Origin of the sequence: Bradyrhizobium sp. SK17, assembly GCF_002831585.1 — a bacterium.
Lineage (GTDB): Bacteria > Pseudomonadota > Alphaproteobacteria > Rhizobiales > Xanthobacteraceae > Bradyrhizobium.
This window is the reverse complement of sequence record NZ_CP025113.1, coordinates 1,776,351-1,797,297: the sequence shown is the minus strand read 5'-3', so window position 1 is coordinate 1,797,297 and position 20,947 is coordinate 1,776,351. Positions and strand designations below refer to the sequence as shown.

General features: G+C 64.1%; 17 protein-coding genes and 5 pseudogenes. 15 read left to right on the top strand and 7 right to left on the bottom strand.

Annotation, left to right across the window (positions count from 1 at the left end):
* Positions 1-49 precede the first annotated feature (49 nt).
* The 4 genes from CWS35_RS08465 (at position 50) to CWS35_RS08450 (ending at position 5,889) form a co-directional block, all read left to right on the top strand.
* The gene (locus tag CWS35_RS08465) at positions 50-1,261 is read left to right on the top strand and encodes a hypothetical protein (RefSeq protein ID WP_046193797.1); all 1,212 of its coding nucleotides are present in this window, start codon (positions 50-52) and stop codon (positions 1,259-1,261) included.
* 147 nt (positions 1,262-1,408) lie between these two features.
* Complete coding sequence (locus CWS35_RS08460; protein ID WP_046193876.1) at positions 1,409-3,538, top strand: ParB/RepB/Spo0J family partition protein; 2,130 nt, start codon at positions 1,409-1,411, stop codon at positions 3,536-3,538.
* Between the two features lie 68 nt (positions 3,539-3,606).
* Positions 3,607-4,644 carry a toprim domain-containing protein gene (locus CWS35_RS08455; RefSeq protein ID WP_046193798.1) on the top strand — a complete coding sequence of 346 codons (1,038 nt, stop codon included), beginning with the start codon at positions 3,607-3,609 and terminating at the stop codon, positions 4,642-4,644.
* Between the two features lie 318 nt (positions 4,645-4,962).
* Complete coding sequence (locus tag CWS35_RS08450) at positions 4,963-5,889, top strand: DUF2493 domain-containing protein (protein WP_046193799.1); 927 nt, start codon at positions 4,963-4,965, stop codon at positions 5,887-5,889.
* A gap of 45 nt (positions 5,890-5,934) precedes the next feature.
* On the opposite strand, the gene CWS35_RS40030 is transcribed toward CWS35_RS08450, so the two are convergent.
* The 3 genes and pseudogenes from CWS35_RS40030 to CWS35_RS08440 form a co-directional block, all read right to left on the bottom strand.
* Entirely contained in the window at positions 5,935-6,081 is a 147-nt protein-coding gene (locus CWS35_RS40030) for a hypothetical protein (protein ID WP_245438912.1), read from the bottom strand.
* A gap of 274 nt (positions 6,082-6,355) precedes the next feature.
* A complete protein-coding gene (locus CWS35_RS40025) occupies positions 6,356-6,637 on the bottom strand; it encodes a hypothetical protein (protein WP_200894502.1) in 282 nt (93 codons plus the stop codon).
* Positions 6,638-6,864: 227 nt separating this feature from the next.
* Positions 6,865-7,401: pseudogene (locus CWS35_RS08440) on the bottom strand (ATP-binding protein); the annotation flags it as partial.
* On the opposite strand from CWS35_RS08440, the pseudogene CWS35_RS40590 reads away from it, so the two are divergent.
* The 3 genes and pseudogenes from CWS35_RS40590 to CWS35_RS08430 form a co-directional block, all read left to right on the top strand.
* A pseudogene (locus tag CWS35_RS40590) lies at positions 7,368-7,649 on the top strand (DUF5372 family protein); the annotation flags it as partial. The pseudogenes CWS35_RS08440 and CWS35_RS40590 overlap by 34 nt on opposite strands.
* Positions 7,650-7,713: 64 nt before the next feature.
* Positions 7,714-7,914, top strand: coding sequence for a hypothetical protein (locus CWS35_RS08435; protein ID WP_151650822.1), 201 nt, complete (start codon positions 7,714-7,716; stop codon positions 7,912-7,914).
* Complete coding sequence (locus CWS35_RS08430; RefSeq protein ID WP_100951630.1) at positions 7,895-9,964, top strand: recombinase family protein; 2,070 nt, start codon at positions 7,895-7,897, stop codon at positions 9,962-9,964. The genes CWS35_RS08435 and CWS35_RS08430 overlap by 20 nt, the downstream gene beginning before the upstream one ends.
* Positions 9,965-9,998: 34 nt before the next feature.
* On the opposite strand, the pseudogene CWS35_RS08425 reads toward CWS35_RS08430, so the two are convergent.
* Positions 9,999-10,319, bottom strand: a pseudogene (locus CWS35_RS08425) (ATP-binding protein); the annotation flags it as partial.
* A gap of 8 nt (positions 10,320-10,327) precedes the next feature.
* A pseudogene (istA, locus tag CWS35_RS08420) lies at positions 10,328-11,818 on the bottom strand (IS21 family transposase); the annotation flags it as partial.
* A gap of 263 nt (positions 11,819-12,081) precedes the next feature.
* Here istA and CWS35_RS39450 point away from each other — a divergent pair.
* From CWS35_RS39450 to CWS35_RS08380, 8 genes and pseudogenes are all read left to right on the top strand, one after another.
* Positions 12,082-12,249: a hypothetical protein gene (locus tag CWS35_RS39450; protein WP_168226284.1), complete on the top strand. Its 168-nt coding sequence runs from the start codon at positions 12,082-12,084 to the stop codon at positions 12,247-12,249.
* Positions 12,250-12,397: 148 nt separating this feature from the next.
* Complete coding sequence (locus CWS35_RS08415; protein WP_046193800.1) at positions 12,398-12,838, top strand: hypothetical protein; 441 nt, start codon at positions 12,398-12,400, stop codon at positions 12,836-12,838.
* Between the two features lie 970 nt (positions 12,839-13,808).
* The gene (locus tag CWS35_RS08405) at positions 13,809-14,969 is read left to right on the top strand and encodes a tyrosine-type recombinase/integrase (RefSeq protein ID WP_043854945.1); all 1,161 of its coding nucleotides are present in this window, start codon (positions 13,809-13,811) and stop codon (positions 14,967-14,969) included.
* Complete coding sequence (locus CWS35_RS08400; RefSeq protein WP_157817097.1) at positions 14,902-16,782, top strand: site-specific integrase; 1,881 nt, start codon at positions 14,902-14,904, stop codon at positions 16,780-16,782. Before CWS35_RS08405 ends, CWS35_RS08400 begins: the two co-directional genes overlap by 68 nt.
* A 2-nt stretch (positions 16,783-16,784) precedes the next feature.
* On the top strand, positions 16,785-18,671 hold the full coding sequence (locus CWS35_RS08395; protein WP_043854944.1) for an integrase: 1,887 nt from the start codon (positions 16,785-16,787) through the stop codon (positions 18,669-18,671).
* Positions 18,640-19,116 (top strand): hypothetical protein, encoded by a 477-nt coding sequence (locus CWS35_RS38870; protein ID WP_063928869.1) that lies wholly within the window; start codon positions 18,640-18,642, stop codon positions 19,114-19,116. Before CWS35_RS08395 ends, CWS35_RS38870 begins: the two co-directional genes overlap by 32 nt.
* Before the next feature lie 478 nt (positions 19,117-19,594).
* Positions 19,595-19,891: a DUF736 domain-containing protein gene (locus CWS35_RS08385; RefSeq protein WP_043854942.1), complete on the top strand. Its 297-nt coding sequence runs from the start codon at positions 19,595-19,597 to the stop codon at positions 19,889-19,891.
* A gap of 137 nt (positions 19,892-20,028) precedes the next feature.
* A pseudogene (locus CWS35_RS08380) lies at positions 20,029-20,151 on the top strand (DUF736 family protein); the annotation flags it as partial.
* A 136-nt stretch (positions 20,152-20,287) separates the two neighbouring features.
* On the opposite strand, the gene CWS35_RS08375 reads toward CWS35_RS08380, so the two are convergent.
* Together CWS35_RS08375 and CWS35_RS08370 are read right to left on the bottom strand one after the other, a co-directional pair.
* Complete coding sequence (locus tag CWS35_RS08375) at positions 20,288-20,590, bottom strand: DUF736 domain-containing protein (protein ID WP_100951628.1); 303 nt, start codon at positions 20,588-20,590, stop codon at positions 20,288-20,290.
* 84 nt (positions 20,591-20,674) lie between these two features.
* Entirely contained in the window at positions 20,675-20,887 is a 213-nt protein-coding gene (locus CWS35_RS08370; RefSeq protein ID WP_100951627.1) for a hypothetical protein, read from the bottom strand.
* Positions 20,888-20,947: the final 60 nt, after the last annotated feature.

The window sequence follows — 20,947 nt, the reverse complement described above, 5'->3', positions numbered from 1 at the left end:
TGAGGGTCGAGAGAGAGGCTCCCGGCCGGCCCGTCTTGGAGATTCCGCCATGACCCAGATAAGCACCATCGCCGATGACGACGCCTTCGGCGCGCCGCCGGTTTCAGCCGGCTATAAAGTCGACATCTCACGAGGCGAACGGATCGGGCGCGTGTCGTCCGAATGGTTTTCGCGGCCCGACGACGAGCGCTATCTGTCGCTCAGCGCCCTCTATGCCGCCGTTCGCGCGCGCGCCGACCGCGCCACCGCCCGCACCATCGAGACCCGGAGCCTTCGTGTCGAGGCGAGTCGTGATAACGCCGAACGCCTGGCCCTGATCGTGCCCGGTCGCGAAGAACCCATCGCTCCGACACACTGGTCATTCGGTCAGATGTGCAGCCTGGTCGGCGCGCCCGCCGGCTATATGCGGCAACTCCCTGCGCTGCTTGCCGGCATCAACATGCAGCACGGGCTGCTCGCGCACCGGGCCGAGCTGGTGAAGACACTGGAAGCGGACGACGGGCGGATCGAACTGCGCGCCGTCACCGGTCCGGACTATGGCCGTATCTGGGACCATGAGCTGGTCGCCGCGGTCATGAAGATCGCCGGCGAGGGAACAGGCGATACGCGCTGGAAGGTGCCGGGACTGCTCGATTGGTCGACCATGACGCACAACCCGTTCGTCGAGGTGACCAAGGATACGACCACCCTCTATGCGTCCGATCGCGATGTCTTCCTCTTCCTTGTCGATGACGCCCATCCGATCGAAGCCGGCCGCCTCCCGAACGGCGATCCCGATCTCTACTTCCGAGGCTTCTATTGCTGGAACAGCGAAGTGGGCTCCAAGACGCTCGGCATGGCGTCCTTCTATCTTCGCGCCGTCTGCATGAATCGCAACATCTGGGGCGCCGAGGGCTTCGAGGAGATCTCGATCAGGCACAGCAAATTCGCCAGCCACCGCTTCGCGCATCAGGCGGCGCCGGCGCTGGAACGTTTCGCCACGTCGTCGCCCGCGCCGTTTCTGGCGGGGATCAGAGCGGCTCGCGAGCAGATCGTCGCCCGCAAGGATGACGATCGCGAGAGCTTCTTGCGCAGGCGCGGCTTCTCGCGTCCCGAGACCGAGAAGATCATCGCCACGGTGCTGGAGGAGGAAGGGCGGCCGCCGGAATCGATCTTCGATTTCGTGCAGGGGATCACGGCGCTCGCCCGTGCCAAGCCACATCAGGATGCGCGGCTGGAGCTGGAGGGCAAAGCCGCGAAACTCCTTTCCAGCGTCCGGTAATACCGGGAGGCGTGGAGCCGGATCCACGGCTCCACGCCTTTGCGCTTCCGCGCAGCCCCAGCCTCCTAGAGGAAGAGGGCTGCGCTCGCTTCGTGACGGGTTGAGGTCGAGAGAGAGTCTCACGGCCGCCCGTCATGGAGAATGACCATGACCCGAGTTCAGAAGATCATACTGTCCTCATCGCGGGACATCCCGTTCAACAAGCTGGTGCTGAGCCAGTCCAATGTCCGCCGGATCAAAGCCGGCGTCTCGATCGACGAGCTGGCCGAGGACATCGCCCGGCGCACGCTCCTGCAGAGCATCACCGTGCGGCCGGTTCGCGATACCGAAGGCGCCGAGACCGGCATGTTCGAGGTTCCGGCTGGCGGCCGGCGCTTCCGCGCGCTTGAACTTCTGGTCAAGCAGAAGCGCTTGGCCAAGACCGCGCCCGTGCCCTGCGTCGTGCGCGAGGACGGCATTCCCGAGGAAGACAGTCTCGCCGAGAACGTCCAGCGCGCGCCGCTACATCCGCTCGATCAGTTCCGGGCCTTTCTGGCGCTGCGTGAGAAGGGTCAATCCGAGGAGGACATCGCCGCGGCCTTCTTCGTCGCCGTGTCGGTCGTCAAGCAGCGCCTCCGCCTCGCATCCGTCTCGCCCAAGCTGCTCGACATCTATGCCGACGACGGCATGACGCTGGACCAGCTTATGGCGTTCGCCGTCAACGGCGATCATGAGCGCCAGGAGCAAGTGTTCCAGCGGCTGAGCCAGTCCTACTCCAAGGAGCCGCATATCATCCGCCGAATGCTCACCGAGGGCGCCGTGCGGGCGTCGGACAAGCGCGCGCAGTTCATCGGCCTCGACACCTACACCGAGGCGGGCGGCGTGATTCTGCGCGATCTGTTCCAGGGCGACGATGGTGGCTGGCTGCAGGATGTCGGTCTCCTCGACATGCTGGTGGCGGAGAAACTGCGCGAGCAGTCCGAGGCGATCCGCGCCGAGGGCTGGAAGTGGATCGATGTCGCGCCCGACTTTGCCTACGGCCACACCTATGGGCTGCGGCAATTGCGCGGCGAGCAGATTCCGCTCACCGACGATGAGCAGGCGACGCGCGATGCGCTGCAGGCCGAGATGGACGGCCTGGAGGAGACCTACGCCGAAGCCGAGGAGCTGCCCGACGAGGTCGATCGCCGGCTCGGCGAGATCGAGACGGCGCTTGCCGCCTTCGATGATCGCCCCCAGGCCTTCGATCCCGAGGAGGTCGCGCGAGCTGGCGCCTTCGTCAGCATCGACGGTTCGGGCGTCCTGCGCATCGAGCGCGGCTATGTCCGCCCCGAGGACGAACGTCCGATCGCACCGGAGAACGACGCCGAGACCGATCCGGCCAACGAGCCGACGATCGCGGTGCGAACCGGGCATGACGGTGCGAGCGTCGTCGCAGGCACGGAGCCTCCGGCGGATGAGCCCGAGGAAGACGGTGGTATCAAGCCGATCCCCGATAGGCTGATGACCGAGCTGACGTCCCATCGGACCCTCGCGCTTCGCCACGCGCTGGGCGAGAATCCTGACATCGCCTTCGTCGCCGCGCTTCACGCCCTGTGCCTCAAGGTGTTCTACCGCTATGCGCAGGACACCTGTCTTGAGCTCGATCTGAAGAGCACCGGTTTCAGCGCTCAGGCGCCGGGCCTCGCGGACAGCACGCTCGCTGTCGCTTTCGACGCGCGGCATCAGGCTTGGCTTTCTGCTCTGCCCAAGGAACCCGCTGACCTCTGGGACGGGCTTATGGCGTTCGACGGTGACAGCCGTCAGGCGCTCTTCGCGCATTGCGTCTCGCTGTCGGTCAACGCGATCTATGAGGCGTACAATCGCAAGCCTCGCGCGCTGGCCCACGCCGACCGGATCGCCCAGGCCGTCGATCTCGACATGGTCGTAGCCGGCTGGACGCCGACGATCGGCACCTATTTCGGCCGGGTGACCAAGGCCCGCATCCTGGCGGCCGTGCGGGAGGCGAAAGGTGCGCGCGCGGGCGACCGCATCGAGCACCTGAAGAAGGCCGAGATGGCCGAGCAGGCCCAGACGCTGTTGGCGGAGTCCGGATGGCTTCCGGAACCGTTGCGCACGCCCGGTCGCGACGTGCCGAACGCCGTTGAGACCGACGCCATCGACGCCGCGGAAGCAGACGCCGATACGGCGGGCGTAGAAATGGCGGCGGACGGCGGCGAAACGGCCGTGGTGGAAGATGAGGAAGTGGCCGAGGATGACTCGGTCGCGCTCGAAGCCCACGCGACCGCGGCCGAATAACGAAGGAGCCAACCGCACTGCCAGGGGCCCGCCAGCGATGGCGGGCCCTTTTCGTCTCGGAGGATACGATGTCGGACAACGCATCCGATCTGGCGCGCCGTATGGCCATGCAGGCTGAGGCAGTCTGCCGTCATTATCTTTCCAACGGCCGCCGCGAGGGACACTACTGGCTGGTAGGCGATGCTCGCAACACGCCGGGGCGGTCCATGTTCGTCCGCCTAAAGGGCGCCGAGTCCGGCAAGGGCGCCGCAGGCAAATGGACCGACGCCGCTACTGGCGAACACGGCGATTTGCTCGATGTCATCCGCGAGACGCGCGGTCTGGTCGACTTCAACGATGTCGCCGATGAGGCGCGAACCTTCCTTAGCCTTCCGCATCCCGAGCGGCAATCAAGTCCGCGACAGGCGCCAGCGCCGACCGGATCGCCGGAGGCGGCACGCCGGCTCTTCGCCATGTCGCAACCGATACCGGGCACGGTCGTGGAAACGTACTTGCGCCAACGCGGCATCACGGCTTTGCACGGAACCGGATCGCTGCGCTTCCATCCCCGATGCTATTACAGGCCGGGCGAGCACAGTCCGACCGAGAGCTGGCCGGCGATAATTGCATCCGTCACCGACCTTGGCGGCCGGATCACCGGAGCGCACCGCACCTGGCTTGCACCCGACGGCGGCGGCAAGGCGCCGGTTGATACGCCCAGGCGGGCTATGGGCGACCTCCTCGGCCACGCCGTCCGGTTCGGCGTGGCGCATGACGTAATGGCGGCCGGCGAAGGCATCGAAACCATTCTGTCGCTGCGAATGGTCGCGCCCCGTATGCCGATGGTCGCCGCTCTATCGGCCGCGCACCTCGGAGCCGTCCTGTTCCCGGCAACACTCCGCCGACTCTACATCGTGCGTGACGACGACACGGCCGGCGACATCGCGCGAGATAGCTTGGTCGCACGCGCAAACGCTGTCGGGATCGAGGCGATTGCACTGTCGCCAATGCTCGGCGACCTCAATGAGGATCTCAGGCTGATCGGCATCTCTGCACTTCGGGCCAACGTCCGCGTCCAGCTCGCCCCGGAAGATGTCGCACGCTTCATCGCGACAGAGGCGGTGTAGTTCCGGAGGGATGAGACCAGAGCGGCGGCAGCGTCAGCGCTATCGCTCTGGCTGCTTCCCATCTCGCCGGAAAGACCGCGACCCGGCCTTCGAGAGGGCGATCGGCCGTCAAACGGTCCGGCCCGGCAATGGCTGCGCCCGGTTCTTTTCCGCCGGCCCTCCGGGCCTTTGCATCGCGAAGCAAAACAACCGGGCTTCGCCATCCTCCGCTGACGCTTCGGCCCTGCGCTTCGCTCTGGGTGCAGGTCCGGCCCGCCCGACGGCTTTCGTCGCCAGAAGGCCGCGAGGGTCGCGGTCAGACCGACGAAGGAGCATCCCATGACGAGTGATCGCGACGACTTCGAGCCCCATCACGCTTCATCTCCCACCGACCACGTTCTCACCGAACTTCAGCTTTACGGCTTCCGTCCCTTCCAGGACGAACTCGACCCGAGGCCGCTGCCCGAGGGGAACGCCGTCGCCGGCGCCATCGCCGACATCTTCGATGCGCTGATCGTCACCTTGCAGGACACCCGCCTCGAGCCCGATCTCGACGATCTGCTCTGGTCGACCGTCAACCTCTTCCATCGCGCGACCGGCCGGATCGAGCGCGAGCTCGACGACAACGAGCAGGCTCAGCGGCGGAGCCAGCGGGAACAGGACGGCTCCGAGGTGAAGTCCGTCGAGCTGGAGCGGCTTACCGCCGAGGGCCAGACGCTGATCGAACGCCGTGACGCCTTCGAGTTGATGCGCGACCAGGCCGCCCAGCATTTCGAACGCCACACCAACTCATCGTGGCGGCCACGCAGCGGATCGATGGTCAACCATCGCAATCTGACCTCGGCGATGATCGACAGCCGTGACTTCCTCGCCGCCAGGAAGCGCGCCAAGAACGAAGTCCTTCTCCCGGCTGGCTCGAAGATCGCGCTCACCGGCGGCCTCGACTTCAACGATCATCGGCTCATCTGGGCCAAGCTCGATCAGGTTCACGCCAAGCACCCGGACATGGTGCTGTTGCACGGCGGCAGCCCAAAGGGCGCCGAACGCATCGCCGCACGTTGGGCCGATCATCGCAACGTGCCGCAGATTGCCTTCAAGCCCGACTGGACGAAGCACGCCAAGGCCGCGCCATTCAAGCGCAACGACCAGATGCTCGACGTCTTGCCGATTGGCGTCATGCACTTCCCGGGCACGGGCATTCAGGACAATCTCGCTGACAAGGCCCGCAAGCTCGGCATCCCGGTCTGGAAGTTCGGCGGCGCGTAAGCGCCGCCATCTTTCACCTTCCGCCATCCTGATCGGCGAAAGAGTTCAAGGCTGCTGGCGCCAGAACTGCGTGCTGTAATTGTTCAACCCGCGGGAGTGAGAATCGACCGTCGCCTGGAAGGTGTCCGGAATCTTGTCTCCGTCACCGCCTTCCCTGAAATAGTCCCTGACCGAATAGAGCGCACCTCTCATAAAGTGCTCCCAGGTTTGATATAGCCTGTTTTGTAGGTCCTGCTCCTGCTTGGCGGCGCTCGGCTTTCGCTTGGGGCCGGTGTCGTATAGTCCGGACGAAGATCGACGTCGTGGACGAACGTTATGCTGCCAAACGTCCACTCGTCATCGACAGTTCGGCGCCACCGATAGCTCACCCTGACACTCAGATGCTTGCTGAAGCGATGAGGCGGTATGATCTGGTCATCGACGATGAAGAGCTGCGCTTCCTTCCGTTCGGTTTCCAGCCGTTGCTTCATGGCCCGACGGCGAAGGACAAATCATGGCCTGCACGTCGAAGGGCGTCTCCTGTTTCCGCCCGCTTTCGTGGCGCCTTGGCCACGCGGTGTTTCGCCAGCGCCTGTTCGAAGTAATGGAGTTTTGTCGAGATGTAAGGACCGCAGCTTGTGAGAGGGAGACCATGCAGATCGCCCGATCGTTCTTCCCGGATCGCCTGATCGACAAGCCTGTCCAGATCGTTGGTGTCTATCGCTTTGAGGGCATTCTGTTGATCGCGAGGGATGTTGATCTCTCCCATGCCTTGCTCCCTTACGTTTTGTCTGTTGCGGCTCGAGTGATTGTGACGACCTCTACCGCGCGCCGACTCACAGTCCATTCTAGCCGATCAGCCGTCGCATCGTGACGGTAACGATGTTCCAGCCGAGAGCCACGCGGCCCTGACAACCGGACTCCTGCCGGCGGGCGCCACCCTGCTCGCAGTAGCGCTGATCCTTGGTCCGGCCGAGGGCCTGACTGTCAATCGGCTTACAAATTTGACCCCGTATCGGCGTCCAATTTTGACCCCTTCGCGCGGCGTGATTTGAGGGTAGCGCTCGACTCGTCGGAGCTGGCCGGGATTGCGGAGACGAGACGAGCGCGGGCGGCGTGATCGTCGTCGCGGCTTTTGAAGCGCCAGCTGTCGTTGCCGGTCTCGACGATGTCGCAGTGGTGGGTCAACCGATCGAGCAGCGCGGTGGTCATCTTGGCGTCGCCGAACACGCTGGGCCATTCGCCGAAGGCGAGATTGGTAGTGACGATGACGGAAGCGCGCTCATAGAGCCGACTGACGAGATGGAACAGAAGCTGGCCGCCGGATTGGGCGAAGGGCAGATATCCGAGTTCGTCCAGCACGATGAAGTCCATCCGGGTCAGATGTTCGGCAAGCCGGCCCTGACGTCCGTTACGGGTCTCGATCTCGAGGCGGTTGACGAGGTCGACCACGTTGTAGAAGCGACCGCGGGCGCCGGATCGGATGCAGCTTCTGGCGATTGCGATGGCCAGGTGGGTTTTGCCCGTGCCGGTCGAGACAGCGTCACAATGCCGGGTGTCCGGCGTTCGAGGTTTTGATCCTCTATCCGTTCCATCCTCGGGCCGGGCAGATGGTGCAGGTCGAGCACCGCAAGCGCTTCGCCGGCGAGGACCATCTGGTCGTGGTGCAGCCCGACGGGACACTCGCCCTGATCCCGGCCTGGATGAGCGAGGATATTGCTCGCTCTGCAACGCTCACAGCAAGCCCTCGGTTGGCTGTCGAAAGGCTCGTCGAGCTGCGGGCGCGAATCGATGTGCTTATCGCCTCTCAAGGCGGGGCATGGCCCCCGCGTGAAGGAGGGGATCATGCAACCAAGACGCCACTTGCAACGGGGCCTGTTCGAGGAGGATCGCCAGACGCCGGAGATTCCGGCGTCGCAGAGAAGCACTCTCGTCCGCCTGATCGAGGGGCTGCTGGTCGAGGCCCTCGCCGACGGCGCCAATATCGAGACGGGCACGCCAACCACAGAGACGAGGGAGGCCGCTGATGAGCAAGATCACGCCTGAGCACCTCGCCCGTCAGGCCGTCGTCTACATCCGTCAGTCGACGCCTGATCAGGTCGTCCACAACCTGGAAAGTAAGCGCCGTCAGTACAATTTGCCGGAGCGCGCGCGACAGCTGGGCTGGAGCGATGTTGCCGTCATCGATGACGATCTCGGCCGCTCCGGCGGTGGCGTCGCGCGGCCCGGCTTCGAGAAGCTGCTGGCCGCCATCTGTGAGGTCCGCGTCGGGGTCGTGGTCTCGATCGAGGCGTCGCGGCTCGCACGCAACGGTCGTGACTGGCACACGCTGCTTGAGTTCTGCGGTCTCGTCGGCACACTGATCGCCGACGAGGACGGCGTCTACGATCCGCGACAGCCCAACGATCGCCTACTGCTCGGCATGAAGGGCACCATGAGCGAGATGGAGTTGTCGGTACTGCGCCAGCGCTCGCTCGAAGCGCTGAAGCAGAAGGCGCGCCGGGGCGAGCTGTTCATGACGGTCGCCGTCGGCTACGTGCGGGTCGGCCACAACCGCATCGAGAAGGACCCGGATCGGCGCGTCGGCGAGGCGATCGCGCTCGTCTTCGCCAAGTTCACCGAGATGCAGTCGGTGCGTCAGGTGCACCTCTGGTTCAGACACGAGCGCGTTCCGTTGCCCGCCGTCACCTATGGCGCCGAAGGCCGCCTGGTCGAGTGGAAGCTGCCGGTCTACAACACGATCCTGCACATTCTGACCAACCCAATCTATGCCGGCGCGTATGCATTCGGGCGCACCGGCAGCCGCATCAGCATCGAGGCCGGCCGCAAGAAGGTGGTTCGCGGCTTCAAGAAGGAGCGCAAGGATTGGGAGGTGTTGATCCCGAACCATCATGAGGGTTATCTGAGCTGGGCGGACCATGAGAGGAACCTCGGCCTGATTGCGGACAACGCCAACGGCAAGAACCCGATGAGCCGCGGTGCCCTGCGCCGAGGTGAGGCTCTGCTCGCCGGCCTGCTGCGCTGTGGCCATTGTGGGCGCAAACTTCACGTCGCCTACTCCGGCAAGAACGGCAACACCGGTCGCTACCATTGTCGGGGCGGCGCCAACAATCATGGCGGTGACCCTTGCATCTCGTTCGGCGGCATGCGGATCGATCGTGACGTGGCCGCCGAGGTGATCGAGCGCCTGCAGCCGCTCGGTATCGAGGCGGCACTCGCCGCGCAGGCTGCGCGCAGCCGTGCGAACGAAGACAAACGCGGCCAAGTCGAGCTGGCGCTGGAGCAGGCTCGCTATGAGGTGGGGCGCGCGCGCCGCCAATACGATGCCGTCGATCCCGACAACCGCCTCGTCGCCGCCGAGCTGGAAAAGCGATGGAACGACCGGCTGGCGGTCGTGCGCAATCTGGAGACCGAGCTGGAGGGACTGACGGCTTCGCCCGCTGTTGATCTCACACCTGCTGACAGGGAGCGGCTGATGACGCTAGGCGCCGACCTGGAGCGTGCTTGGTCAAGTGCCGGCGTGGCACCCGAGACGCGCAAGCGGATCGTGCGAACGCTGATCGACGAGATCGTCGTCCGCGTCGAGGACAACGCGCTCGATCTGGTGATCCGCTGGCACGGCGGCGACCACTCCGCTCTCAAGGTCAAGAAGAATCGCTCCGGCCAGCACCGCTGGAGCGCAACGGGAGAGACAGTCGATCTCGTGCGCGTGCTGGCGCGGCAGATGCCGGACAAAGCAATCGCGTCGGTGCTCAACCGCTCCGGCAAGACCACGGGGCGCGGCAATGGCTGGACCAAGTCGCGAGTGTGCAGCTTGCGCAGCCACAACGACATCGCAGCCTATCGCGAAGGCGAGCGCCGCGACCGCGGCGAGGTCACTCTGGACGAGGCGGCCGCGGCCCTCTCCGTCAGCCCGTCAACCGTGCGACGTCTGATCAAGGACGGCCAGCTCGCGGCGAGCCAGCTTTGCAAAGGGGCACCTTGGATCATCAAAGCAGCCGATCTTGAGCGTCCTGACGTCAAACGAGCTGCCACCGCGCGGCGCCTCAGACGTCCGCCGTCCGGCAATCCGCTACAAAAAGAACTGGAACTCTAACGAGATAGAAAGGTGAGCATTATGAAGCGGGCTCGGTGCCGCCGACGAGCACGACGTTGCGCTGCTGGGCGATGAAGCCGCCGACGGCGAGATCGTTGACGAGCGTCTGATTGATCGGCGTGCCTTCGAACTGGAAGTCGTCGAGATCCTTGGCCAACGGCAGCTTGGCGATGGTGAGCTGGTACTTGATCGACCGCGCCTGCTTCTCGTTGATCTCGGCGCTGAGCAGGTCGCCGACGATGCGCTGAGGTTCGTGCTGGCGCTTGACGGCCGTCGCCATGATCTCGTCGAAGGCAGCCCTCATGCCGTAGAGTTTGAGCTCGCCCATGAGGTCGAAGATTTGGGTTCGTTCCATCAGATGGTCCTCCGGAGGTTGTCGTAGCGGGCGCAATCGGCGATCGGCGCATGGCGGAGCGTCAGTGCCGCCGGCGTCATGATGTTGGCCGGTGCAGCGGGTTCGCGTTGGCGAGCCAGGATGTTGAGAACGACGTCAGCGGAATGGACGCCGTGACCAAGCGCCTCGGCGCAGGCGGCTTCGACCGCCGACAAACCGTCAGTCAGCACCGCATTGAGGATGTCGACCATCTGTCGATTGCCGTCGTCGGTGCTGGCGAGCCTGCGCCGGATCCGTTCGATCGCGGCCGGCAGCACCCAGTCCTTGAAGGGTGCGCCGTTACGCAAGGCCCCGGGTTTGCGCGCGAGCACCGGCACGTAGTGCCAGGGATCGTAGGTCGTCTCGCCGCGTCCGAACGACCGCGGATGCTCCGCAACGATCCGTCCATCCTGACGGATGACGATACGGTCGGCATAGGCTTGAACCTCGACCGGACGTCCGACGGCGCTGGCCGCGACCGAGTATTTGTTATTGTCGAAGCGCACCAGGCAGGTTTTGGAGACCGATGCCGGCACCGCATGGAATCCGTCGAACCGACCGGCATAGGGAACGAGCTTCGGCCGTTCGGCTTCGAACACATCCCAGATCGTCTGATCGGACAGCTCCGGATGCCGATGCGCCTTGGCGTAGGCGATGCATTTGTCGAGCAGCCAGGCGTTGAGTTCGTCCAGCTTTTTGAACCGCAGCCGCGGCGTGAAGAAGCGTTCCCGGACCAACCCGACCTGGTTCTCCACCTGGCCCTTCTCCCAGCCCGACGCCGGCGTGCAGGCGACCGGGTCGACGAGATAGTGGCTGCACATCTGCAGGAAGCGGCGATTGTAGCGGCGATCCTTGCCGACGAAGATCGTCTCCACCGCCGTCTTCATGTTGTCGTAGATGCCGCGACTGCAGGTGCCCTTGAACAGTGCGAACGCCCGGTCGTGGGCGTCGAACACCATCTCCTGCGTCTCGCGCGGATAGGCGCGCACGAACAGCATGCGGCTATGACACAGCCGGACGTGGGCGACCTTCACGAGTACCGTCACGCCGTTGAGGAGAACGATCTCGTGGCTCCAGTCGAACTGATAGGCTTCTCCTGGCGCAAAACTCAGCGGGACATAGGCCGCCGCCGTCGATTGCCCGCGCTCCTTGCTCCAGCGCCTGGCGTAACGCCGCACGGCATCGTAGCCGCCGTCATAGCCGCGTCCGCGCAACTCTTCGAAGATCCGGATCAGCGTCAGTTGTTCGCGCGCGGATTTGGCTGCGTTCGCCGCCAGCAGTTCATCGAGTTCCGCCGCCCATCGTCCAAGCTTGGGCCGCGGCTGCACCTGACGCTCATACTCGAACGAAGTCTCTCCGGATCTCAGCACCTTCCGGACCGTGTTCCGCGACACCTTCAGGTCACGGGCGATCTCCTTGATCGTCTTGCCCTTGATGAAGTGCTCGCGCCGTATCCGCGCAATCGTCTCCACGATCAGCATCCCCGACCACCTGCTTCATGACAAAGCAGGCAGCGCAACAGCCAATCTATAGGGGGTCAATTTTGGACGCCGATCCCCCGGCTCAGGGGGTCACTATTGCAGGCCGAATAACAGGCCTGACGCCATCAACCCGTAAAGGGTCGGCTTACGCGAAGCGTGCCGCCGCTGCGTCTTCGCCTTCGCGGTGATTGCGGCCCTCTGCCGAACACATCGGGCGCCTGTCGCGCGGGGATGGTCCCCGCCTCTGCACAGGAGCCGGATCGATGTCTCAATCCCTCGCTTTCGCTAACGGTTGGAACCTCGCCACCACCCTCATGGTCTGCGTGGTCGTCTTTCATGCTGACACTGGCAACTATGGCGTCATGCCGGCCGCCGAATATGACGGCGATCCCGGCGCCGTGATCCACGAATTCGACCCCTTCCAACCATGAAGGGGCGTAGTGCCACGTAAGCTGCATCGCAGAAGGCCAGCGGGATTTCCACTCCTGCTGACGCCTGTTTGCGGCTATACTCGTGGTCGCGCCGGGGTGGTGGTGGAAGGCGCGACCGTCAGACCTTTTCTCACGGGAGACCATCGCCATGATCTTCATTGGCATCCTCGCCAGCATCGCCGCCATTGGCATGCTCTGCTGGCTCTTGTTCACCCTTGCTGTATTCGCGCTGCCTGCCTTCGTCGGCGTCACTGCCGGAGTCTGGGCCTATCAGACCGGCGCAGGCTGGATCGGCGGCATCGTCGTTGGCCTGGTTGCCGCCGCACTGACGTTCGGCATCAGCCAGTTCCTACTCGCCTTCGCGAGGCCGCTCTGGCTGCGCCTCGCGATCGCGTTCGCATTCGTCGCGCCCGCGGCGCTCGCCGGCTATCACGCCACCCACGGCATCGTGCAGCACACCATGCCCTCCGATACGTGGCAGGTCATCTTTTCCGTCGTCGGTGCGATTGCCGTTGGCATCACCGCGTTCGTTCGGGTGACAGCTATGGCAGCGCCCGGACAGTCGGGGCGGGGCTTGGCGCGTGCCTAACGCTAACAGCAGCGGAGGGTGGAACCTTCGGCCGATCTTCACCGCGCCGCCCCCCGTCATCGAAACCCCGAGATGGCGATAGGCGCGCAGACCTAAGCCTCGGCCGACCCGTGTCGCGTCATCGCAGTCTTCCGCTGGAGCAGCGTGACGCTGTTCGGTCGCGCGATCAAAGCATCGGTGCGCTGGCTTTCTTGCCAGAGCTCTGTCGGCATCGGGACGCGGTCAAGCCTGGAACCGCTCCGTGGAATCGCCGACTCTGTTGCTGCCGAAATCGTGACGGCAGCGCCGTGCCCGCCACGTTCTCCTTGATCAATCTCTGTCTAACCGACCGCTCCAAAACGGCCTCTTCAATGGGCTGATCTGACCGAAGGCCGGCTGCGCCTCGATCGCCTATGCGGCAATGGCGCCTATCGACTTTCTTCCCCTGCCGGCTGTGCCGTCATTCCTCGCGAAACAACAAAGTCGCCTGGCCCCCATCCTCCGCTGCGCTGCGGTCGCAAGCGATGTCGCGTCGATCGCCTCCGGCCTGCCGATCGCCATCGAGACCGCAATGGTGCGGGCTCGGAACAGAGTTCAAGGAGAACTATCATGGCGACCATCGGCACCTTCAAGAAGACCGGCAACAACTTAGGTCATGTGCTGAGAAGTGTCCTTTAGCGGCATTGCCTGAGAGCCTGGCACGCAGACGTCCGAGTCAAGCGTTCCCGCAGCGTAGCGAGGACAACGCTTGACGCGGCGGCGACACGACAAGCTATTTGAAGGGGTGCAGGCGAAGTCCTGCACCTCTGCCACGTGGCGAACGGGAGAGCGCGAGGGGAACCCCTCGCATCTCAAGGAAGACTCGCGCCGAAGGCGCTCCGTGTATCTTTTATTCGCGTGCTGTCATCTGTCAGTTTCATCGACACGGTAAGCACTTGGGCGATGTCGATGTCCTCTTGCACCTCCGGGTGCTTCGTCACCGGAGAGCAGGATGGTTTCGATTGTACGGGCAGTGCCCGGTGTTGAAGGGATTCCGGCAGGCTTCCCCATCTTGCTCGACGCGCAGATGTCGATTGTCGAACCTGCCTTCGGCTACCTGATCGAACTCGCCACCATTCCCGGCCGCTCGCATGCGATGGAGACGCTGAGGACGTATAGCGAGCACCTGCATGACTGGTTCGACAGCCTGGAGCAGAGCGAGCTGGACTGGCGCCTCGCCGATGAGGGAACGATCGCCGGCTACCGGAATCGGATGCTGGCAACGCCGAGCCCTCATACCGGGCGACCTTATGCCCGGTCCACCGTGAACGATCGTATCCGGACGGTCTGCCGCTTTTATACATGGGCGCATCGACGCGGTCTGATCGAAGCATTGCCCTTCGACTACGTTGAGGTGTCGCTCCGCTCAGTGCGTCGTCAGGGCATGCTGGCGCATTTGCATCATCGGCCTGCGACCGTGATGGCGAACACTCTGACGGTTTCGGAGGTTGAACGTCTGCCGCGACCGCTGCGCGTCGATCAACTCCAATCGCTTTTTCAGCATCTTTCGTCGCCCTATGACCTGATCGCCGAATGGGCTTTGGCCACGGGCATGCGCCGCAAGGAACTATGCGGCTTGCAGCTCCATCAGGTGCCGGATGTTGCTCACGTGGACATCGACGTGGACCCACTCGTCGGAATGCCGCTGACCGTGACCAAGGGCGACCGGCCGCGCACCGTCTATCCGCCGCTGCGGCTGATCGACCGAACCCACTGGTATGCAGGAGAACAGCGTGCGGCGCTGGTGAAGCTCCGACGCAGAACCCGCCCCGGTTATCGGCCGTCATCAGCGCTGTTCCTCAACAGCAACGGCGATCCCGTGTCGAGAGCGAGGTTCTCCGCTGCGTTCAGCACGGCCTTTCAGGCGGCAGGGCTGACAGGATCGGGCCATTGGTTGCGCCATACATTTGCGATGACCATGCTCGTGCGCCTGCAGAAGCAGGCGGCGACAACACCAGATCTCAATCCGCTGAAGATTGTGCAGGTCCTGCTCGGACACGCCTCGATTCAGTCAACGGCAATCTATCTGCGCTGCGTCGAACTTCATGCCGACACGCTCGCCGAGAGCCTGGCCTATCTTTACGGCGAGTTGGTGCCTCATGGCCGCGCGTAAAAGGAAGTCGATCAATCGGCGCATCACGGTTGCGGCGCCGGACAATGCGGCAACTGACCTCATCACCGATAAGGTCATATTCACCGATGCCGGAGGTCGGCCAATCCAACGGTTCGACCCCGAGCAGCTTTCCGGCCTGCCTGCCGACCTGCGCGGGCTCATGGTCCAGGCTTTCCGAGAGCATGGCGTCGGCCAAAGGCCCACGACCCGCCGAACGACCTGGGCAGCGATCCTCCGCTTTGCCCGCTACGTTGTCGACGATGAGACGATTAAGACGGCGGCTGATGTCGATACCGCCGCGCTCGGCCGCTACGTGCTCTGGCTCAAGGCGCAGTCGACCTCCCGCGCGCCGCGCGGTGCGCATGCCACGGCCTTCAATACATTTCGGCCGCTCCTCGCATGGTGCCAGCGCAATCGACCTGGAACGCTCGCACGCGATCTTGAGATTCCCTGGAATCCCTTTCCCGGCAGGCGAATGCATCAGCAACCGCGCCGGCGGCTGCCGTCCGATCAGATCAAGGCGATCCTCAGCGCCTGCTACGAGGAGATCGACGAGGTCTGGGCCCGGTTTCAACATGGGCAGGATGTCATCCGGCGCACCGAGCTTCCGCCCAAGATACTGCGCGGTCAGGGGCTCGATCGATGGATTTGGCGGATCAGCCGCATCGAGGACGGTCGCATGCCCGACAGGGCTGTTCTCGAAGAACACGGGATCAAGTCCGCCACGCTCGTCAAGTCTTGGGGCGGCTATCGCACCATCACGCAGTATTTTCACATCACTACCGATACGCTCGTTCCGTTCTTTCTGGCGATCGCCATCCAGACCGCCGCCAATCCCGATCCGCTGCGTCATATCCGTCGCGACTGTCTCATCCCGCATCCGCTCGACGAGCATCGCGTGATCATCGACTGGAACAAGGCCAAGACCAATGCGCGTCTCCAGAAGGCGCAGCGCCGCTCGTTCGATCGGCGTCGACGATACGCCGCGCCGAACCTGATCGCGATGATGCTGGCCCTGACTGAACCGCTTGTTGCAGATGCTTCGCCCATGCAGCAGGATCGGCTATTTCTGACGCGCAGCATCTATACCGAGTCCACCCGCCATTCGCTTCGTAGCCGCACGGAGGTGGTCGAGCATTCCGTCCTCAGGCGCGCTATCCTCCGATTCACGAAGCGCGCCAACCATCGCATCGATGAGTGGAACGCGGCACATCCCGACAGCACGCGTTCCCGGATCGCCGGCTTTGCGCCCGCTTTGTTTCGCGGCACTGTCGCAACCGAACACTATCGCGCCTCCGGCGGCGATATTCTCGTGGCCCAATCGATCCTCAATCACGCCAACGCCGCGACGACCGAGACGTATCTCAAGAGCGAGGAGACGACACGCTTACAGCGCCAGACGATCGCTCGCTTGCAAGACCTGATGATCGCATGGGTGCGCGGGGACAAGCCTATAGGCGCGCCGTTGCGGCTTGGCCAACGTCGTGGCACCGCTTCCTTCGCCCATGATTGTCTCGCGCCGGTCATTCCTGGTCGAGATGGCGCCGAGCGCCTGTGCCCGCATTTTGGCGGATGCCTTGCGTGTCCCGGTCTCGTGATCCCGATCGACCCTGAACATCTGGCGCGTATCCTCGCCGCCATCGATCGGTTCGAACAAGCCCGCAACCGGCTCGACCCCCAACGGTGGAATCTCCTCTACGCGCCGTCGTGGCGGATTCTCACCCAGGACATCCTTCCGGATTTCCCGGCTGCGATGCATGAGGCCGCGCGTGCGCTTGCCAACGACATGCCCGCCCTGCCGGAGCTGGAGTAATCATGCTGCTCCAAGCTGATCCCACGCATGACGTTGATCCGCCGCAGAAGGTTTCGGCAGAGTCGCTATGGTCGGACCCGCAATGGCATCTCGATGGCCTGCGATCCGACCTGCGGAGATCGCAGCTCCAGATCGATTGGGATTTCGAACTGCCAGACGGCAGCCGCTTCACAGACCCATGTTGGGGCCGCTGGCTGGAAGATGCGCGCATCTTTTTGTGGTCGCTTCGCCTCGATCCGCCGCCAGGCAGGCGGCACGCCCGCGCGAGAACCCTTGTTGCCGCGGCCGTCAAGCTCCGCATCCTGATCCGATGGATGGCTGGCCAAGCAATGCGCAGCTTCGGCGACCTCGATCGCGATGCCGCCGCCCGGTTCATGCACGACATTGCCGGGCGACGAAGACACAATGGCGCGCTGATCAGACCTGGGACCCGTCACGACTACGCCAACCTTTTGCTCGCCCTCTACCAGCAACGGCGCAAGCTCGCATGCCCACCACCAGAGCACCCGTTCGACGAAGACCGCGTAGGCGCTCATTCCGGATTCAGCCGCCATACCGTGCAGCGCCTGCCATTCACGCCCGATGCCATCGCCGTGCCGCTCGTCTCGGCCGCGATCCGACTCATCGGACAGCCGGCCGATGACGTGATCGCACTACGCGACCAGGCCGTGCCGTTTCGCATGGATGATCAAAGTCGCTCCTTCTTCGTTCACCGGCAGGCCGTCCGGGCACTCGTGTCTTCATTTCGGTTTTCCACGATCGAGGGCGAGAACGTGCCCTGGCATCCGCCGTTGACGCGAACGAGGCACCTGCGCGGGCTGATCAATCGCATCCAGGAAGCTTGCTTCGTCACCATTGCCTATCTGGTCGGCGCAAGAGCCTCGGAGATTCTGACGCTCAATGCTCACTGCGTCGAGGAGCATCCGTCCGCAGATAAGACGGAAGCCTTTGCTTATCTCCGCGGCCGGATATTCAAGACCGCCGGCAACGATGCCGGCGTGCCGCACCTCTGGCCAGCGCCGCCGCCCGTTCTGCGTGCCGTCGACGTCTTGCGCCGTCTCTCAGAACCCTTGCGCGCTCAGAGCGGCCGGTTGGACCTGTGGCTCTCCATCGCCGGGAACGGCATCATCGATCGCCGCGTGCCGGAGGTCCCAACGGGCAGTTCTCTCGTTATCCGTCTGAACGAGAGATTTGCGGCTTTCATCGACATGCCGCTCAACGACGATGGAACGCCTTGGCGTCTGACCACGCACCAAGGCCGTAAGACCTTTGCCCGCTTCGTCGGCAAGCGCGACCGCACCGGCCTTCATGCCTTGCAGCATCATTTCGGGCATGTGACCCGCATTATGACCGACAGCGCCTATGTCGGAACAGATTTTGATCTCGGCGAACTCGTCGATGCGCAAACACTCGACGAGACGCGATCTGCGCTCGAGGAGTTGCTCACCGCGTCGCGTCTTGGCGGCAAGGCGGGGCGCATGCTGTCGTCGCGGTCGCGCTTCCGCGGCCGGACCCGCGACGGCGAACTCGCCGGCTATGTCGATTTCCTCATCGAGGAGAGCGGCATGCGGCTCGGCGTCTGCGACTGGGGGTATTGTGTCTATCGCGTCGAGTCCGCCGCTTGCATGGGGGACGAACGCGGTCCGAACCCGCTGTGGCGCACCGAGAGCACCTGCATGAGCTGCGCTAACTTCGCAGTCACTGAGCGGCACCGCCCGGTCTGGCAAGCGCGCCTTGATCGCAACATCGCTTTGGTCGCCGACGATCGACTCGATGCATCGAGCATCGCTCTCGCCAGAACGCGCATTGCCGAGTGCGAGCGTGTCCTTTCCGATCTTTCCGCTACAGGAGGAGCCCATGCCGAAGATGACGGCCGCAAACCCACTTGATCGGCGCGTGCAAGCGACAGCCGAGAAGCTGCGCGCTGCCCTCGACCGCCTGGCCCGCAGCTCCGTGGGGTCTCCGATGATCGAACGGCAATTGACCGTCGCAGCTCTCGCGAGGGAGGCGCGCGTTGGACGTAATGCCATCTACGCCAATCACCGCGATATCCTCGACGAGCTGATCCGCGTCCGTCAGCAGCGGCGGGCTCCTGATCGGATCGCCGCCGTCGCCGAGAAGGCCGCCGAACAACGCATCGCCGTCGATATTATGCAGGGTCAGCTTCGCCAGCTCGCGACCGAGAATGCCGGACTCCTGCGGCGCGCGACCGAAGCGGAACGCCGTGCCGACAGGGCCGAGCACCGCATCGCGCAGTTAACGAAGGAGCTTGATCACCGTCGTCGCCCCCAGTTGCTACGATCGTCGGTCGGTGAGCACGGAGAGGGTCGATGATGATGTCGTTTCCCGCCCAGCCTTCTTGCCGCACGATGCACCGATAGCTCGTTGCCGGACGAAGCTGGATCATGTCGTCCTCGCAGCTTCTCGGATGACGAGGGTGGCCAATGCGCAGGAAGTGTCTCGATAGTCCGTCAGACCGTGGTCGTTGGTGTTTCTATGCCGTAAGCCAGAGTCTCTCCTTCGCAGGGCTGTCCAGAAGTGCGTCCATTGCGGCCTTTCTTGCTGGCGTATCTCACACCGCGTTCGGCTGCTGCGCAGCCCGCCCTCGTTCCCGCAACAGCGCGATGACGACCTTCTTCCCCGCCGTGCTCGGCTAACGCCTCCGCGCGGCTTCCTCGCGAGGCAAGAAGCTCGTCCCTGCGCCGCCTTCCACTGCGTTTCAGCCCTTCGGGTGCGGGCCGGTCGCCCGGTGTTTTCCGATCGCCATCAAGGCCGCGATGGTCGCGACCTGATACAGCAAAGGAGAAGACCTATGGCTCAGATCGGTACGTTCACCCGCAACGAAGACGGTTCGTTCGCCGGAGTCATCAAGACCCTCAACCTCAGCGTCAAGGCTCGCCTGGTCGTCGCCGAGAAGGACAGCGAGAAGTCGCCCGACCTCCGCGCGCTCGTCGGCAACATCGAGATCGGGGCTGCCTGGAAGAAGGTCGCCAAGGAGACGGGCCGGGAGTATCACTCCCTCAAGCTCGACGATCCGAGCTTCCCCGCTCCGATCTACGCAAGCCTCGTGGAGAACGAAGACGGCTTCGCTCTCATCTGGTCGCGCTGAAGCGCTCAACCATCGACGCGGCGCTCCATCACGGGGCGCCGCGATCGCGCTAAAGGACATCTCGGAAGTGTCCTCCAGCAAATAACGAAGCAAACACCGATGCTTCGTTTCAGAAGGACAGTTGACGGCTGACCTAAAACGGCTACACCGGCGAAATCGTTACCCTAAGCGTTCAGGCCAAGAACGTCCGCATCGTCCCCGAGGAGACTCGCTCCAACGACAACGCCCCTTCGCACCGCGTCTTCGTTGGCAAGGCTGATTATGCGTAGCGCGGGATTATGCGGAGTCGTTGGCTGGTGGCCGCGGTTTTCAAGGGCTTTGCCGCTGTGTCGCTCCGCATAATGACGGGGCGCTGTCCGCGGCGCCTCGCGTGTTTGCGAGACGCCGCGGTGTAGGTCAGCGCGACCAGATCAGCGCACACTCGCCATCGTCGCCTTCGAAGAGGTTGGCGTAGATGGGCGCCGTGAAGGACGGATCGTCGAGCTTGACCGAGTGGTAGGAGCGATTGTCCTTCGAAGTCCGGCGCCAGGCGGCACCGATCTCGACGCCTGAGACGATCACGCGCAGGTCTGGCGCCTTGTCGCTGGTGGAGGCGGGATCGCTGGGGACGATGCGGGCCTTGGCATCGATCGCGAGCGTCTTGATGGTGCCGGTGTAGGTGCCATCGTTGCTGCGGGTGAACGAACCGATCTGGGACATGGTGGATCTCCTGTGCTGTGTTCAAGCCCGCGACCATCGCGGCCTTGTGGCGATCGAAAGCCCCGGGACGGCCGACCCGCACCGTCAGGCCGCAGCGCATGCGAAGGACGGCGTGCGGCGATCTTGTTGCTCCGCGAGGAGCGGCGCAGCCGCGGGGAAGAAGATCGACGCACGCTGTTGCGGGGAATAGGCCGGGTCGCAGACCGCATCTCGGGGCAGATCCGCCGACAACAGGCCCGTCGGTCGCAGGGCATCACGGCGCGCCTGGAGAATCACCGGCTCCAGTCGGTCACGCATGGGACGAGTGCACGCGGCACAATCACTGACTGACGTTCCGAACAGCAACCACCTCGACCA